At 68.3% G+C, this 14,140-nt stretch carries 14 protein-coding genes; 1 reads left to right on the top strand and 13 read right to left on the bottom strand.

Annotated features, from left to right (window positions below; translation table 11 throughout):
- Window positions 1-78 precede the first annotated feature (78 nt).
- Together ABZ564_RS28200 and ABZ564_RS28195 are read right to left on the bottom strand one after the other, a co-directional pair.
- The gene (locus ABZ564_RS28200; RefSeq protein ID WP_285570428.1) at window positions 79-468 is read right to left on the bottom strand and encodes a metalloregulator ArsR/SmtB family transcription factor; all 390 of its coding nucleotides are present in this window, start codon (window positions 466-468) and stop codon (window positions 79-81) included.
- Window positions 469-479: 11 nt separating this feature from the next.
- Window positions 480-809: a metalloregulator ArsR/SmtB family transcription factor gene (locus ABZ564_RS28195; protein WP_326656698.1), complete on the bottom strand. Its 330-nt coding sequence runs from the start codon at window positions 807-809 to the stop codon at window positions 480-482.
- 344 nt (window positions 810-1,153) lie between these two features.
- Here ABZ564_RS28195 and ABZ564_RS28190 point away from each other — a divergent pair, with 344 nt between their 5' ends.
- Window positions 1,154-2,245 (top strand): permease, encoded by a 1,092-nt coding sequence (locus ABZ564_RS28190; RefSeq protein WP_360861817.1) that lies wholly within the window; start codon window positions 1,154-1,156, stop codon window positions 2,243-2,245.
- Between the two features lie 104 nt (window positions 2,246-2,349).
- Here the strand turns inward: ABZ564_RS28190 and ABZ564_RS28185 are convergent, their stop codons facing one another.
- From ABZ564_RS28185 to ABZ564_RS28135, 11 genes are all read right to left on the bottom strand, one after another.
- Window positions 2,350-3,168: an S-methyl-5'-thioadenosine phosphorylase gene (locus tag ABZ564_RS28185; protein ID WP_360861815.1), complete on the bottom strand. Its 819-nt coding sequence runs from the start codon at window positions 3,166-3,168 to the stop codon at window positions 2,350-2,352.
- Window positions 3,165-3,905, bottom strand: a complete 741-nt coding sequence (gene mtnC / locus ABZ564_RS28180) for an acireductone synthase (RefSeq protein ID WP_360861813.1) — start codon at window positions 3,903-3,905, stop codon at window positions 3,165-3,167. Before mtnC ends, ABZ564_RS28185 begins: the two co-directional genes overlap by 4 nt.
- Before the next feature lies 1 nt (window position 3,906).
- A complete protein-coding gene (locus tag ABZ564_RS28175) occupies window positions 3,907-4,482 on the bottom strand; it encodes a cupin (RefSeq protein WP_360861811.1) in 576 nt (191 codons plus the stop codon).
- Complete coding sequence (gene mtnB / locus ABZ564_RS28170; protein WP_360861809.1) at window positions 4,479-5,171, bottom strand: methylthioribulose 1-phosphate dehydratase; 693 nt, start codon at window positions 5,169-5,171, stop codon at window positions 4,479-4,481. Before mtnB ends, ABZ564_RS28175 begins: the two co-directional genes overlap by 4 nt.
- On the bottom strand, window positions 5,168-6,190 hold the full coding sequence (gene mtnA, locus ABZ564_RS28165; RefSeq protein ID WP_326656705.1) for an S-methyl-5-thioribose-1-phosphate isomerase: 1,023 nt from the start codon (window positions 6,188-6,190) through the stop codon (window positions 5,168-5,170). The genes mtnB and mtnA overlap by 4 nt, the downstream gene beginning before the upstream one ends.
- A gap of 38 nt (window positions 6,191-6,228) precedes the next feature.
- Window positions 6,229-7,860, bottom strand: coding sequence for a metalloregulator ArsR/SmtB family transcription factor (locus tag ABZ564_RS28160; protein WP_360861807.1), 1,632 nt, complete (start codon window positions 7,858-7,860; stop codon window positions 6,229-6,231).
- Between the two features lie 8 nt (window positions 7,861-7,868).
- A complete protein-coding gene (locus ABZ564_RS28155) occupies window positions 7,869-8,948 on the bottom strand; it encodes an inorganic phosphate transporter (protein WP_360861805.1) in 1,080 nt (359 codons plus the stop codon).
- 70 nt (window positions 8,949-9,018) lie between these two features.
- Window positions 9,019-9,816, bottom strand: coding sequence for a methyltransferase domain-containing protein (locus tag ABZ564_RS28150; protein WP_360861803.1), 798 nt, complete (start codon window positions 9,814-9,816; stop codon window positions 9,019-9,021).
- A 24-nt stretch (window positions 9,817-9,840) separates the two neighbouring features.
- On the bottom strand, window positions 9,841-10,953 hold the full coding sequence (locus tag ABZ564_RS28145; RefSeq protein WP_360861801.1) for a GTP-binding protein: 1,113 nt from the start codon (window positions 10,951-10,953) through the stop codon (window positions 9,841-9,843).
- Between the two features lie 39 nt (window positions 10,954-10,992).
- Complete coding sequence (locus tag ABZ564_RS28140) at window positions 10,993-12,261, bottom strand: GNAT family N-acetyltransferase (protein ID WP_360861799.1); 1,269 nt, start codon at window positions 12,259-12,261, stop codon at window positions 10,993-10,995.
- A 30-nt stretch (window positions 12,262-12,291) separates the two neighbouring features.
- Window positions 12,292-13,542: an RCCLKC-tail radical SAM protein gene (locus ABZ564_RS28135; RefSeq protein ID WP_360861797.1), complete on the bottom strand. Its 1,251-nt coding sequence runs from the start codon at window positions 13,540-13,542 to the stop codon at window positions 12,292-12,294.
- Between the last annotated feature and the right edge of the window lie 598 nt (window positions 13,543-14,140).

The raw sequence follows: 14,140 nt of genomic DNA, 5'->3' as shown, positions 1-14,140 counted from the left end.
CTACAAGGCCCTTCAGCGACCGATCAGCGGCACTGTCGCCCCGGCGTTCTCCGCTCCTGGCATTCAGGGGTTGACCACCTATCGAACGGCCCTCACTGTCGCCTCGGGCGGGGAAACTGCTTCCGGGTCCGTGAGGAAGGTCCCGAGCAGGCTGAGAATGCCCGGCGCGAGCCGGTAGTAGACCCAGGTGCCGCGGCGTTCGGACGTCAGCAGCCCCGCCTCACGCAGCTTCTTGAGGTGGTGGCTGACCGTGGGCTGCGAGACGCCGACATCGGCTATGTCGCAGACACACGCCTCGCCACTCGGGTGCGAGGCAACCCGGGAGAACAGGCGCAGGCGCACCGGGTCGGAGAGGGCCTTGAACATGACCGCCATGGTCTGGGCGGCCGGTTCGGACAGCGCTGCCGTGGTGATGGGCGGGCAGCAGGCGGCTATGCCGTCGGATATCTGCGACTTCTGCTCAGACATTCGTCCACGTTTCAGGCGGAGGCCGCGGGACGGCCCATGACGGCATCGGCAGCGCTGGGGAAACAAGCGACGCAGGCAACGTTGATCGAGTAAAGCATGGAGGTCCCCTGGCGTTCGCGCAGTACGAAGCGGACGTCGGCCAGAAGTTTCAGGTGGTGGGAGACCGTGGACTGCCCCACACCGACTCGCTCGACGATCTCACCGACGTTCATCGCGCCAGGGGCGAGCGCGAGCAGGTTGAGGATCTGTACGCGGGTGGGGTCGGACAGTGCTTTGAACCACGTCGCATAGGACTCGGCGGTGGCTCGGTCGATCAGCTGGGCGTTCAGTGTGCCGCTCATGATCCATCGATGTTAGTCGATGGCGCGCGACAGAGGCAAGGTGCGTGCAACAGGCGACAGCACGCCGCACGCCCACCGGCGGAACGTTCGCGCCTATATGGACAAGAATCGATCCTGCCAAATCGGAGCCACCGGGAGGTCGGCCGCACCGCTTCCCCCCACAAGAGCCAGGGCCGATCGATCGGTCTGCATGAACAGGCCCTACAGGCCATTGCCCACCCGTTCTTTAATCGTCTATCATCGATATTCGATGAATGGGGCGGGCTGTTGAGCCTCCCGTGCTGCCGACCGTGCAAGTTCGGCGAATTGACACCCGTGTGCCGCCTTCCCAGAGAGGTCCTCCTGTGAGCGAAGTGCAGGCCCTGAGCCTGTTCATACTGCGCGAGGTGCTGCACTACCTCCCGTGGTTTCTGGTAGCCATCGTTCTGGGCATCGCCGTTCAGCGGCTGTCCATCGACGTGGTCGCCAAGCGCAGTTTCGCCAACGGCCGCGGAGGGATCCTCGGCATCGCGATCACCACGGCCATCGGCGCTTTCAGTCCGTTCTGCTCCTTCACCGTCATTCCGCTCATCCGGCGCTTTCTGATCGCTGGGGTCCCCCTGTCGGCCGTGATGGCCTTCTGGATCGCCTCCCCCGCAATGGACCCCGAGATCTATGCCCTGTCCGCCACGCAGCTCGGCCTTCCTGTAGCAACAGCACGTCTGGTCGGCGCGCTGATCCTCAGCTTCGGGGCGGGTCTGATCGTCCTGGCAATGGAGCGCCGGGGGCGCTTCGCCAATCCGCTGCGCGAAGGCACCAAGGATTCGGCTCCTGCCAAGGCGTGCTCCCAGACGGCGGTCGAGGCCCCTGCATGCTCGGCGGTGCAGTCTCCTGCCCCGGTCTCGGTCGGCGCAGGTTCCGCTCCCGGAGCCGGCGAGCCTGCGCAGGATGCCTCCGCCGGTACGAGCTCCTGCGAGGCGGCGGCGAATACTCCCGACGAGGACGATGGCACGCCTTGGCGGATCCTGGTCAGGCGTGACATCAAGGATCTCAACGCGGTTGAGATCCTCAAGGAGATCGTCAGTGACTCGCTCATCCTGGGCCGCTGGCTGCTGCTGGCCATCGTGTTGGAAGCGCTGATCGTCCGCTACGTGCCGAGTGATGTCGTCAGCTCCATCCTGGGTACGGACGGCATCTTCTCCGTCCTGCTTGCCGGACTGATCAGTGTTCCGCTGTACCTCAACGGCGTCGGAGCCATTCCGGTAGTCGAGGGCTTGATGAATCAGGGCATGGCGGCGGGCGCCGGCGTCACCTTCCTCCTGGGCGGTGCGATCACAACCATTCCCGCAATGGTCGCGGTCCGCAGCGTCGTGAAGGGCAATGTCTTCGCCTTCTACCTCGGCGTGGGCCTGGTGGGCAGCGTCGGCATCGGGCTGGCCGCCCTGCCGCTCCTGTAGGACTGCTCCCCCGCCCCTGCCGGCCCCCGCTGCGCCACTCAGGCGCAGCGGGGGCCGTTTGCGTGGAAGGTTCCTGATCCCGGTCCGGGCGGCACCGGACTCGTTCAGGGCAGGTTGATGGGCAGCGTGATGCCGTCGAGTACTGCCGCGCAGCTGCAGGGGCGCGTGAGGTCGAGCTGGGCGATGGCCTCAAGAACCAGGCCCTTCAGCACTTCGACGTTCTCACCGAAGATGCGGAAGACCTCGTCCTGCGAGACACCGTCGCCTGCCTGTACGCCCGCGTCGTAGTCGGTGACCAGTGCGATCGGGGTATAGCACAGGGCCAGTTCGCGGGCCAGGACGGCTTCGGGGTGCCCGGTCATGTTCACCACCGACCAGCCGGACGAGGCGTACCAACGGGATTCGGCCCGGGTGGAGAATCTGGGGCCTTCGATGACCACCATGACGCCGCCGTCGTGGGCGGGGAGGCTGGTGCCGGCAGCGGCCTTGACCACGGTGGTGCGGCCGGCGGGGCAGTAGGGGTCGGCGAAAGGCACGTGGACCGCGCCTTCGTCGAAATAGGTCTGCACGCGCGAGGTGGTTCGGTCGACGAGTTGGTCCGGAATGACGATGCTGCCCGGTCCGAGCTCCGGGCGCAGCGATCCGACGGCGCAGGGTGCCAGAACCTGGCGTACTCCCAGTGAGCGCAACGCCCAGAGGTTCGCCCGGTAGTTGATGCGGTGGGGCGGGTGGCGGTGGTCGGTGCCGTGGCGGGCCAGGAAGGCGACCTGCCGGCCGGCGACCGTGCCCAGAGCTATCGGGTCGGAGGGCTCCCCGTAGGGGGTGGCGATGTGGACGAGCTGCGCACCGTCAAGGAGTGAGTAGAAGCCGCTGCCTCCGATGACGGCGATGTCGGCCTGCGGGCTGGGGGCGTCGGTGCTCATGGGCGGGATCCTTCGGCGTGCGTGGGAACGCCGGTTTGCGCGCCGGCCCGGATGAGAGGTGTCAGTGAGGTGAGCAGGCGATGGGCCGGAGGTGCGGGACGCGAATCGTCCGGGCGGCGGACGGCGAGGGTCCGGAAGCCTGCGGTGGCCGCGGCATCCAGTTCTTCACCCGAGTCGCTGGCGAAGAGGACGAGCGCCGGTGGTGTGCGGATGGCTCTGGCGATGCTCAGGTAGGAGGCGGCATCGTGCTTGGGGCCGGCCGAGTTGAGGTCGAAGTGTCCGTCGAGGAGCAGGGTCAGGTCGCCGTGGGCGGTGTGGGCGAACCAGTCGCGTTGGGCGGCTTCAGAGCCTGAGGAGTAGATGTAGCGGGCGATGCCTCGTTCCCGCCAGGCGGCGAGGGCCGGCGGGACGTCCGGATAGACGTGACCGGTCAGTTCGCCGGCGGCGTATCCAGCTGCCCAGATGTGGCCCTGGAGGTTCTTGAGAGGTGCTGCCTTGGTGTCGGTGTCGGCCCATTCTTCGAGCTGCGCGATCACATCGGTGGGGCTGAGTCGCGGGTCGCCGAGGTCGGTTCGGACTGCTTGGAGGATCCGCTGGCCCTGGTCGGTGTGGTGGTGGGCGGTCATCCACGGGGCGATGCGCGTGCGGGCGTAGGGGAAGAGCACATCGCGGACGTGGGAGAGGGCGCCTGTGGTGCCTTCGATGTCGAGGAGGACTGCCTGGTGGCGCGGGTTCATGTCAGTCCTCGGCCAGCAGTGCGTCGAGGCGGGGGAAGGAAGCCGCGATGGGGTCTGCGGTGAAGTCGCCGACCCAGCCGTCCTCCTTTTCGAAGAAGCGGATGGCGGCGAAGTCCGGAACGGGGCCCATGTCGAACCAGTGCCGGGTGCCGGCGGGGACGGACAGAAGGTCGCCCGCCTCGCATACGACGGCGTGGACCTTGTCGTCCAGGTGCAGGTAGAAGCAACCGGTGCCGTGGGCGAAGAACCTCACCTCGTCTTCGTCGTGACGGTGCTCTTCGAGGAACATAGAGCGGGCCGCGTCGGCACGCACGGCCCATGCGGGGCTGTCCTCGGGATGGAGTCGGGCCACGTCCACCAGACGCAGGCCCTGCTCGGCGCACAGGGCATCGACCTCCTTGCGGTAGGTCTCCAGCAGGTCGGCGGGGGTGGTGGTGGGGGCGACCTTCAGCCGCACCGGCCAGCGGCTGAAGGACACTCCATGTGTGCGCAGCATGTCGGTGATCTCGGCGGTGTCACGGGTCCGGGTGAGGACGGTGCCGGGTGCTTCGATCGGCATGACCTGAAGGAGTGTCATGAGTGCTCCGCGGTGGGTGAGGTGTCAGGTGTGGTGGTGGTGCTCAGGGGCGTAGCTGCCAGGACCAGGAGCTGGCAGATCGCTTCCAGGCATTCGAGACGGTTGCGAGCCTGGGCAAGGGAGTTGCCCCAGGTGGTGATGCCGTGGTCGGCGATGAGCAGTCCGGGCGGAGCGCCGGGGGTGGCCGTGGCCCAGGCTGCGACGTTGTGGGCGATGCGTGGGACGTCGGGCCAGTTGACGAAGACGGGCACGGTGGTCCGGGAGGGGTCGGCCAGACCGAGGCCCTTGAGGAGCTCGTAGCGTTCCAGGTGCAGAAGGCTGGTGTGCTGAGGGTGCTGGGCTCGGGTGGCGATGACGGTGGCGTACGGCGAGTGGACGTGGATGACGGCTTGTGCGTCGGTGGTGCGGTAGAGCGCGGAGTGGATGCACGTTTCGGCCGAGGCGCGCTGGGACCCGGTGCGGACGGGTTCGCTGGTGTGAGCATCGATCTCGACCATGTCCTGGTTGGTGAGTTCGCCCTTGTCCCGGCCGCTGGCTGTGATGAGGGCACGCTGCGGCTGGTCGGGCAGGAGCATCGACAGGTTGCCTGCGGTGCCGGGCATCCAGCCCTGCTCGTACAGGTGGCGGCTGGTGGTGGCCAGTTGCCCGGCAGTTGTGCGGCCGGTGCTGGTGGCGGGTGCGTAGGTCATGCATGGTCTCCCTTGGGCCAGGTGATGCCGTCCTCGGAGATGACCGCTGTGATCAGCTGGGCGGGGGTGGTGTCGAAGGCGGGGTTGAAGGCGCGGGTGGAGGCCGGCGCGGTGAGTTTCCCGGCGTAATGGGTGACCTCGTGGGCGGGGCGCTGCTCGACGACGATGTGACTGGCACCGGGGATCGTGGCATCACGGGTCGATTCAGGGGCCACGACGAAGAACGGGACGCCGTGGTGATGAGCGGCCAGCGCGAGGGCGTACGTACCGATCTTGTTGGCGACATCATGGTTGGCGGCTATGCGGTCGGCTCCCACGAGGACGCAGTCGACCAGGCCCGCTGCCATGGCGGTCGCGGCCGCGGAGTCCACACACAGCCGGTGCGGGATGTCGGCCTCTGCGAGTTCCCATGTGGTCAGGCGGGCGCCTTGAAGGAGTGGTCTCGTTTCGCCCACCAGGACTTCACGGACTCGGCCGGATTCGGCAAGGGCGAGGATGGTGCCCAGAGCGGTTCCGACTGCGGCTGTGGCAAGGCGGCCTGTATTGCAGTGCGTCCATATGCTCAGCGGTTTGTCGGGGCAGGTGGAGGTGACGGCGTCGACGGCGTGCGTGACCATGCGCAGGTTGACGGCGATGTCCTGGTCCAGCATGTTCAAGGCTTCTGCCAGGACCGCGTCGGGGCCTTCGGGAAGGTGGTGCAGGACCCGGTTTACGGCCCAGGCGAGGTTGACGGCGGTGGGGCGCACCGCGACGAGCCGTTCTGCATCTGCCCGCACCGCTCCGGGATCGGGTGCCGGTCCGGACAGATGACGGCGAGCTGAGAGGGCCACGGCCAGGGCTCCGGCCAGCCCGATGGCCGGGGCTCCGCGGATGGCAAGGGTGGCGATGGCCTCCCTCACTTCCTCGACCGTGGTCAGCCGGATCTGCCGGGTCTCGTGAGGCAGGGCGCGCTGGTCGAGGGTGACGATCGTGCCGTCCTCCCAGGCCAGCGACGACTGCACGGTGCCGGGTGGGTTCACTGGTGAGTGTCCCTTCGGGTTGGGCCTGTGCCGACGGTTCAGCTGGCAGGGGGCTGGGCTCGCAGTTCGATCAGTGCGCTCGGATCGGCGAGGTCGGCGGTCACCTGCTCGGGGTCCTCGCCGACGGCGATGACGTATCCGTAGCGGTTGAGGTAGGCGCGCGGCGGCAGGGCGAGCGCGGTACCGGGGCCGGCGGTGGCCACGGCGCGATGGATGGTGGGGCCGAGGCGGTCAGTCCGGACGGTCACGGTGGCCGCGATGCAGTCCTGGGCCGGGTAGAGGAAGCGGATCGCGGCGGTGTGACCGGTGCGGGGTGTGGTGTCGGGGGCGAACCCGGCGGCAACCTGGGCGGCGGCGACTGCGGGGTCGGTGCCGGTGGCGAGAGCTCCGAGATAGGGGATGAAGTCACCGCCGAGCCGGGCGTTGATCTCGATCAGGCGGGGGCCGTGGGGGGTGAGTTTGAACTCGGTGTGCGTGGCGCCGTGGACGTAGCCGATCGCTTTGTGGATGCGGTTGAGCTGGTCGAGAAGTTCGGGGTCCTCCATGAGCGGGTCGGCGCCGTGGACGGTGTGTCCGGTTTCCTCGAAGTAGGGGTTGCAGCCGACCTGCTTGCGGGCCAGGACCATCGGGGTGCAGACGCCGTCTGTGATGACGGCGTCGATGCTGATCTCCTCACCGGTGACCAGTTCCTCGATCAGGACGTCGGCTTCGTAGCGCGGCACTCCGGCGTAGGTGGCCCCAGCGGCGACCGTGTACGCCTGGCGGACGGCGGCCGGGGTGTCGGCGCGCAGGACGCCCATGCTCCCGGCGAGGCCGCGGGCCTTGACGACTACGGGGTATCCGATGGTCTCTGCTGCGGCGGTTGCCTCATCGGCGCCAGCCACGGGGATGGATGCCGGTTGCGGGATCTCGGCTTCGGTGAGGATGGCGCGGGTGGCTGCCTTGTCCCGGCAGGCCAGGACCGCGCGCGGCGGGCTGCCGGGCAGGCCGAGGGTCTGGGCGAGCTGCGCGGCGGCGTGCACCAGTGACTCGTCGTAGGTGAAGACCCCCACGACGGGAAGAGCGGCGGCGACGGTACCAGCAGCTTCGTGCAGGGCGCGGACGTCTTTGGTGTTCAGCACCGTGGCGCCTTCGATGTACGGAAGTTGCCAGGTGGGCTCGTAGGCATCCAGGAGCCAGAGGCGGAAGTCACGGGTGATCGCGGCGAGGATGTACTCGCGATAGCGGCGGTCTCCGCTGCCGATGAGCAGGAGGACGGGGGCCGGCGTGTCGCCGGTGGGCGGGGTGGTGGCGTCCATTTCGGGCCTCTTGATGGGCGTGTGACCGTCGGGGTGTGCGGCTGCGGTGCGGGGACTGGCGCGGCCGGGGTAGGGGCCGTTGCAGGTGAGGAGACCTGCGGCTAGCTGGGTGAGGCAGTGGTCGTCGAGGCCGTAGAGGATGTCGGTTCCGGCTCGGGCGGTGGTGAGGAAGCGGGCATGGCGCAGGATCTTGAGGTGGTGGGAGACCGTCGACTGGCTGAGCTTGAGGTGGTCGACGATGACGCCCGCTGGTACCGGGCGTTCCTGTCGGCTGACGAAACGCACGATGAGAATGCGTGTCGGGTCGGCGAGGGCCTGGAACCAGCGGGCGTACTCGTCGGCGGTTGCCCGCTCGAGTGAGGGCTCGTGCACGAGGGTGGTTAACGGGCCACCAGGAAGACCAGGGCGGCTACCGCTGCGGCGAAGGGCGGGGTCACCAGCCAGGCGATGAGGAAGTGACGCAGTGTCTTGCCGCTCAGACGGTTGAGGTTGGCCCCTGCCGAGCCCGCGATGGCGCCCGTCGAGGTGTGGGTGGTGGACATGGGCAGCCCGTAGCCGGCGCCGAGGCCGACCAGGGTGGCGGTGGTGATGTTGGCCATGAACCCTTCGCGGTGGTTCATGCGGATGACGCCTTCACCCAGGCGCTGGGCCAGACGCATGCCACCGGTGAGGGAACCGAGGGCCATCGCTCCGGAGACCAGGAGCATGATCTGCCAGGTCGTCATGCCGGCCGGGACCAGGGCGAACGCGCCGATGGCGACGATCTTGGGGGTGTCGTTGAGGCCCCGGGCGAAGCCGGTGGCACCGCTGGTGAGCCAGTGTGCGGCGGCCAGGACGCGCCCGGCGGGGGGCTCGGTGGCGGTGGTCGGGGCGGCGTTGACGCGTTCGGCGGCCAGCACGGCTCCGCCCTCGCCTGCCGGGGTGGCCGGGGATGCGGGTTCGGCGGTCGCTTCCGGCTCAGTGGTGGGGGGCTTGGAGGCGGCGCCGCGGTTGAAGACCAGGGCCAGGACCAGGGATATGGCGTAGGCGATGCCGATGCTGACGAGCAGCGGGACGATGAGTTTCTCCGGAATGGCGCTCCAGGCGATGGAGTCGGATGCGAGCAGCATCCCGGCGCCCAGGAGGGCGCCGATCAGGGCGTGGGTGGTGGAGACGGGCAGGCGCAGGACGGTGGCGAGGGCGACCCAGGCGACCGCGCCGGCGAGCACGGCGACGGCGAATGCGTCGGTCGGTTCAGCGGTGACGATGCCCGCGGAGAAGAGCTTGGTCATGCGGTCGGCCAGGGCCAGGGAGCACAGGCATCCGGCGAGGGTGGTGACGGTGCCCCACACAATGGCGGTGCGGTACTTGGTCACCCCCGCCCCGGCGAGGGTGGCGACGCCTTTGGGGACGTCATTGCTGCCGTTGGCGGCGGCAAGGGCCGCTACCAGGATGAAAACGAGCACGACAGTGAAAGACATGGCGGTGTCTCCAGTGTGTGAAGGGGCCGCGGCCATCAGGGGGCCGCGGCCCGGAATCCGGCGGTGCGGATCAGCAGCAGGTGCCCCCGGGGGCACACTCCTGCGGAGCGTCGGCTTCGTTGTCGACGGGCTTGCGGGCGCGGATGATGGCGGCGTGCAGGCCGTCCGCGGCTTCCTGGGTGAAGACGATCTCGGTGTCCTTCAGGCCCACGGCGTCAAGGAGTTCGCGGTACTCCCCCACCGACAGGGCGCCTGCGATGCACTGACTGTGCCCGCCGCGCTGGGCCCGCTCGTCGGGGCTGAGGCGGTCCTCGGCCACGACGTCGCTGATGCCCAGGCGTCCGCCGGGGGCCAGCACGCGGGCCATCTCGGCGAACACGGCCGGCTTGTTCAGCGACAGGTTGATCACGCAGTTGGAGATGATGACGTCGACGGTCTTCGCGGGCAGTGGAATGGACTCGATGGTGCCCTTGAGGAGGACCACGTTGTCGATCTCGGCGTCCTCGATGTTGCGGGCCGCCAGAGCGAGCATCTCCTCAAGGAAGTCCAGCCCGAAGACCCGCCCGTCGGGGCCGACGCGGCGTGCGGACAGGATCACGTCCAGTCCGCCCCCGGAGCCCAGGTCCAGAACCGTTTCTCCTTCCCGCAGTTCGGCGACCGCGCTGGGGTTGCCGCAGCCCAGGGAAGCGAGCAGGGCGGTGTCCGGTGCGGCGCCGGGGCCGATCTCGTCGTAAGCGGCGGGGCCGAAGGTATTGGGGTCGGGGGAACAGCAGGCGCCACTGGTCTCGGCCTCTGCGGCCTTGGCGCGGTAGTAGGCGCGGACCTCTTCCTGCAAGGTGCCCGAGGCCGTGGTGGTGGTGTCACTCATGTCTGAAGTCCTTGAGGAAGGGGGTCAGGCGCCGGCGGGGGCGAGGCGGTGGACCGGGCGGGGGTAGGACGGCTTGAAGGAGACCGGTGCGGTCGCGGAGGACATGACCTGGTGGCTGTCGTCGGCGGCTTTGACCGCCGCGGTGACGGCCTGGTCGAGGGCCTCGGGCTCGCAGGCGATGCGGGCGTTGATGACCGCCCGGCCGGCCGGGGCATGGGCAGCGGCGGCGCGGTCGCACGTGGGGTCGGCTCCGGCCTGGGTGCAGCTGAGCTTGGCGAAGTCCCCGTCGGGCAGCTCCACGGTGAGCTTGGCATGCCCGATCACCGCATTGCCGTCCTGTGCCCAGCGGGAGAGCCCGGTCAGTACGGTGCCGGCCCAGGCGGTGGCGTCGAAGCCGGTGCCCGCCACTGCTGAGGTGAGGTCGAGTTCCTGGTTCATCCAGGCCAGTTGCGCCTCGGCGGCGGCATAGCGGTCATAGTCGATGTCGAGCTGGACATCCTGGTTGGTCGCCGGTGCCCGCCAGGCGTCGGTGAGGTCCTCAAGTCCGGCACCGGTGGTGGCGGAGTAGCCCACCACAGTGGCGTTGGGGTACCGGGCGGCCAGGTCCTTCAGCAGAGTCTCGGCCCGTGGCGCCGGGATGGTGTCGAGTTTGTTGACGGCGATGACGTCGGCTTCGGTGAGCTGCTGGCGGAACAGGTAGGAGAGGTCCGATTCCGGTTCGGCTCGCTGGGCCGCGCGCTCGAAGGCCAGGTGGCGCAGCGGGTCGACGACCGTGGTGAGGGGGGCGACGACCATGCTGTCGCCGTAGTACTGGCGCAGCGGGCGTACGACGGTAGCCTGCAGGTCGGTGCAGGAGCCGACGGCCTCGGCGATCACGACGTCGACTCCGTCGGAGTCGACCAGGGCGACGACGGCCTCGACGAGGTCCTCGAACTTGCAGCAGAAGCATCCGCCGGTGACTTCAGCGACGCTGCCGAGTTTGCTGCGGACCAGTTTGGTGTCGACCAACTCGACGCCCTGGTCGTTGGTGATGACGGCGACTTTGCGGCCGGTTTCCTGCAGGGCCAGCGCGGTTGCGGTCATGGTGGTGGTCTTGCCCGCCCCGAGGAACCCGGTCAGCGGAATGAACGTGATCATGTCGTTCCTTCTGGTCCGATTCGAAAGCCTGGGAGGGGGTCAGCCGGTGGAGCAGCAGCCCCCGTCCGGGCTCTGGCCGAGCAGGGTGAGGGGTGCGGGCTGGGAGGGTGCGGCTGTCGTGTCACCGAACGCGATGCGGCGGCTGGCGCCGAAGGCATCCAGCCAGGTGGCAGCCTGGGGACGTAGGTCGGGGTCGGACATCACCAGAGTGGTGGTGACCTTCCTCGGGGTGCAGCCGCGCAGGGCCTTGGCCTGGTGGGCGCCCGCACCGAACTCCACGGTGCGCAGCCCTTCGGCGTAGGCGTCCTTGACGGGTGCGTCCAGGACCAGGGCGAAGTAGATGCCGCTGCGTTCGCCGATCGCCGCGTAGTCGAAGCCGGCCCACTTGGGGAACAGGCGGTGGTTCTTGCGTACGGTGACGCAGGTGGCGACCAGGGCGCCGTCCTTGTAGCCGAGGTAGGCGCGTACGTCGGCGCCCTCGTCCATCAGCGTGGTGAGGATGCCGGCGATGTGCCCGGGCTCCTCGCCCGCACCGTTCTTCTCCCGGTTGAGGCAGGTCAGTTCGGCGATCCGGGCCGTGTAGGGGCGGATGTTCTCGCCGTCGACACGCTCGATGGTGACGCCTGCCGCCAGGGCGCGGCGCACGTCACCCTTGATGCGCTGGCGCTTCTTCAGCGGCAGCGCGGCCAGGTGCCCTTCCCAGCTGCCCGCGTCCAGGCTCATGAAGTCCTCGAAGCCCCAGAAGGCGCTGTGACCGCCGGCCGCGTTCAGTGCAGTGACCAGGGCCTCGTTGCCTCGCCGGTCGGGTATCCACGGGGCGGCGATGCAGCGGATGCCCGCCTCGAAGGCCGCCGGGACGAGCTTGTCGACGATCGCACCCATGAGGGTGGGCGTCCAGAAGTTGTAGGCGATCTCTGTGCGGTAGCCCAGCGGCGACCCGAGCAGGAGGGTCGGGAAGAACGGCTCAGTACCCAGGGCGTCGACTGCCGCGCTGCGGGCCGTATCCGTCTCCGCACCGCAGCACACTTCCTCACCGCTGGGGGCCTGCCAGCCGAGGTAGGTGCGCGGCTCGTGGTCGACGACAGGCGGGTTGGTGACGATGTAGCCCGGCAGCAGGGCCAGTTCGCCCCGCGCGCGGGTGGCGATCGTGTGCCAGGGCTGGGCCTCGGGCAGGACCTTCTCCGTGGCCCGCAGCCAGGTGGGTCCCAGGTAGGGCCAGGAGTCGGTGAGGCGGTCGAGTTCGCCGGACCAGTCCATGTCGGGCAGGGTCTGGCCGGTGGAGATGACGATGCGGGGTGATCCACCCATGTCAGTGTCCTTCGCGTGTGAGGGGGCGGGTCAGCACTTCACGCAACAGCGGATCTTGCCTGCGTCCTCGGCATCGGTGCGCCGGTCCTGCCACAGCTCCTCGACGCGCTTGTCGGGGTGGGTCCACTCCACCCAGAACCCGCGGTCGACGGTGGCGATGTCTTCCATCCACGGCGAGGACAGCAGCGGGGACCCCTTGAACAGCAGCAGCCGCGTCTGCAGAGCCGTGGGGTCGGTGACCCGGGCCAGCCCCGTCTCCACCAGCCAGTCCTCGAACCCCAGGAGTTCCTCGTACTCGATCCATGGCGTGAAGGGAATGAAGGTGGGAAACAGCTCGAAGCCGATGCGTTCGGCCTCCGCCACCGCCTGCTTCATGTGATCGACGTCGATGTGCTTGTCGAAGATCCGCAGGATTCGGTTGGAGGGGAACTCCAGCGCGCACGTCACCTTGCGCAGGCCCAGCGAGACGAGCTTCTGCAGTTCCTTGGTGTAGTCCAGGACGTGGTCGACGCGGGTGGTGAACTCGAACGTGATCGGCCCGATCGCCTCGACGAGCCGCTCGACGACACCGACACCAATGGTGCGGGAGTTGAAGAACTCCGCGTCGATGAAGCAGAAGTGCCGTACGCCTTCCTCGGCCAGTTGCAGGGCGTCGGCCAGGACGGTGTCGCCGTCGAAGGCTGCCACCCCGCCGTCATAGGCCCCGTACACCGAGCAGTAGGTGCACTTGTGGTGGCAGCCGCGGGACGCCTCGATGTTGCCCATCAGCCCGTACGGGGTGTGGTGAGCCGGGTAGTGCACCAGGGAGGGAAACAGCTCCCTGGCCGGCGCGGCCACGCTGATCCGGCGGCGCGGCGGCTTGGGACGCATCCCGCCGGCCGTCATCAGCGCCGGCACCTCGCCCAGGGGCATGGTCCCGGAGGCGAGGTGGACCAGGTCCTCGGCGATGAGTTCCGGCTCCTCCATCGCCACCCCGCTGACGACCTGGAGGAACTCACGATGATTCATCTGCGCGTACTGGCCGAACGTCACCACCAAGGTGCCGTACGCCTCGCCGACGCGCCGGGCCAGGGCGATACCGCGCTCCAGACCCTCGAACTGCTGCACCGAGACCAAGGTGAGATCGAACGGGCCCTCAGGCAATGCGTCAGGCTGCAGATGGGCGTCCCAGCCCACCACGTCAGCGCCGTGATCACGCAGAGCAGCCGCCACGCAGGCAGAGGTCAGAGGTTGGAGCTCCGCCTCGAAAGCAGAAGCCACGAGCACACGGGGTGTGGTCACACGTCCCCCCAGGGAGTGGTCAGAGTGAGCGACGAAACAGCCGGGCCGGCAGAGACCCGGACCTGGTCGGTGACGGCCCTGTCAGCCCGACGGCGGAACACTCCCAGCATTAAACGATGTATGTCAATAGATCGATGAATAGCTGGTGCGTGACCCCGGACAGTGGCGCAAAGCGGAACCCCCGCGATGGCGCAATCCGATCCACGCAACTCGGGAGGCCCGATCACCGGCACAAACCGTCGGAGTTGGCGTTCCGCAAGCACGGTTCAACGCACCGGGCCCCTCGGGTCCGCGACCCGAAAACGCATTGAGCGAAGAGGGTTAGCAAGCGTTGAGCTGGGGTAGCACCAGCGTCACTGAATCGGCATGCTTCGATGCACCTGCCGTTCAGGAGCAGCACACCGCTCCGAACGGGCACAGCCAATCAAGATGAGGTCAACCACCCGCCGGCAGGGAAGGAGGACACCCCACACGTGCACCGCCGGATGCGAAGTCTCCCGTTCACTAGCTGTTGTCCAACCAATCAGGTGTTTGACCTGCAGTTTTGCTGTTTGTGATCACCACGGTTCGGGGTGCAGGGTGTCGAGGTCTTCGCTCT

The organism is Streptomyces sp. NPDC019224 (genome assembly GCF_040632605.1).
Classification (GTDB): domain Bacteria; phylum Actinomycetota; class Actinomycetes; order Streptomycetales; family Streptomycetaceae; genus Streptomyces.
The sequence above is the reverse complement of the archived record's forward strand: the minus strand, read 5'-3'. Positions and strand labels throughout refer to the sequence as shown.

What these genes read in the sequence shown, in the direction of transcription:
- ABZ564_RS28200 (WP_285570428.1), bottom strand. Translation starts at nt 468, where the DNA reads ATGTCTGAGCAGAAGTCGCAGATATCCGACGGCATAGCCGCCTGCTGC.
- ABZ564_RS28195 (WP_326656698.1), bottom strand. Translation starts at nt 809, where the DNA reads ATGAGCGGCACACTGAACGCCCAGCTGATCGACCGAGCCACCGCCGAG.
- ABZ564_RS28185 (WP_360861815.1), bottom strand. Translation starts at nt 3,168, where the DNA reads ATGAGCACCGACGCCCCCAGCCCGCAGGCCGACATCGCCGTCATCGGA.
- mtnC (WP_360861813.1), bottom strand. Translation starts at nt 3,905, where the DNA reads ATGAACCCGCGCCACCAGGCAGTCCTCCTCGACATCGAAGGCACCACA.
- ABZ564_RS28175 (WP_360861811.1), bottom strand. Translation starts at nt 4,482, where the DNA reads ATGACACTCCTTCAGGTCATGCCGATCGAAGCACCCGGCACCGTCCTC.
- mtnB (WP_360861809.1), bottom strand. Translation starts at nt 5,171, where the DNA reads ATGACCTACGCACCCGCCACCAGCACCGGCCGCACAACTGCCGGGCAA.
- ABZ564_RS28155 (WP_360861805.1), bottom strand. Translation starts at nt 8,948, where the DNA reads ATGTCTTTCACTGTCGTGCTCGTTTTCATCCTGGTAGCGGCCCTTGCC.
- ABZ564_RS28150 (WP_360861803.1), bottom strand. Translation starts at nt 9,816, where the DNA reads ATGAGTGACACCACCACCACGGCCTCGGGCACCTTGCAGGAAGAGGTC.
- ABZ564_RS28145 (WP_360861801.1), bottom strand. Translation starts at nt 10,953, where the DNA reads ATGATCACGTTCATTCCGCTGACCGGGTTCCTCGGGGCGGGCAAGACC.
- ABZ564_RS28140 (WP_360861799.1), bottom strand. Translation starts at nt 12,261, where the DNA reads ATGGGTGGATCACCCCGCATCGTCATCTCCACCGGCCAGACCCTGCCC.